Raw genomic sequence first — 887 nt, 5'->3', positions numbered from 1 at the left:
AAGTCGTAACAAGGTAGCCGTAGGGGAACCTGCGGCTGGATCACCTCCTTATGAAACAGCCTTGAAGAAGTTAAGTGCTCACACAGATTGCCTGGTTTGGTAGAAGTAACAAGAGAAACTGGGTCTGCCATTGGCAGATTTAGCGGATACTGGGTCTGTAGCTCAGCTGGTTAGAGCGCACCCCTGATAAGGGTGAGGTCGGTAGTTCAAGTCTACTCAGACCCACCATTTTGAGCGCCTGAGCTGCGTTGGAAAGCCTCTCGCATACTGATGTATGCGTCGCGACTTCCCGCCTTGTCAGCCACTCAAAATTCCCTTATCAAGTTTGTCGCGGTGTTGCGAAGAGGGTTTTCCCCGATGTCAGCACGCGCAGGCTAAAGCGCCAAGAGCAAGGCGCACGTTGAGTGATTGAGGGAGCATACCTCGATGGTATGTGACCGATTGAGCGAAGCGCGCAACGCAGCTATTGGTGGTTTAGGCAAGCATTAGGGGGCCATAGCTCAGCTGGGAGAGCGCCTGCCTTGCACGCAGGAGGTCAGCGGTTCGATCCCGCTTGGCTCCACCATTTCTCTTGAAGTTAGCGTTAAGCGTTTTGATTAAAATGCTTACCGGTAACTTTGTGTTACGCGCTCTTTAACAATATGAACAAGCTGATTGTAATAAAGTAATGAAATGCCACTCTACTTGAATCAAACCTATTTTTGGTAGAGGCGTATCGAACTTGTGTACAGCATCGAGAACAGCCCATACGACTGAAGATTAAACATCTTCGGGTTGTATGGTTAAGTGACGAAGCGTAGACGGTGGATGCCTAGGCAGTTGGAGGCGATGAAGGACGTACTAACTTGCGATAAGCCATGATGAGGCAGTAAGAGCCGCATGAGTCA

General features: G+C 49.9%; 2 tRNA genes and 2 rRNA genes. All 4 read left to right on the top strand.

Annotation, left to right across the window (positions count from 1 at the left end):
* A 16S ribosomal RNA gene (locus tag J6J34_RS12455) occupies window positions 1–51 on the top strand; the annotation flags it as partial.
* 100 nt (window positions 52–151) lie between these two features.
* Window positions 152–228, top strand: a tRNA-Ile gene (locus J6J34_RS12450).
* A gap of 261 nt (window positions 229–489) precedes the next feature.
* A tRNA-Ala gene (locus J6J34_RS12445) sits at window positions 490–565 on the top strand.
* Between the two features lie 215 nt (window positions 566–780).
* Window positions 781–887, top strand: a 23S ribosomal RNA gene (locus tag J6J34_RS12440); the annotation flags it as partial.

This window comes from Pseudidiomarina terrestris (assembly GCF_030466405.1).
GTDB classification, from domain to species: Bacteria; Pseudomonadota; Gammaproteobacteria; order Enterobacterales; family Alteromonadaceae; genus Pseudidiomarina; species Pseudidiomarina terrestris.
This window is presented reverse-complemented; position numbering and strand designations above follow the sequence as displayed.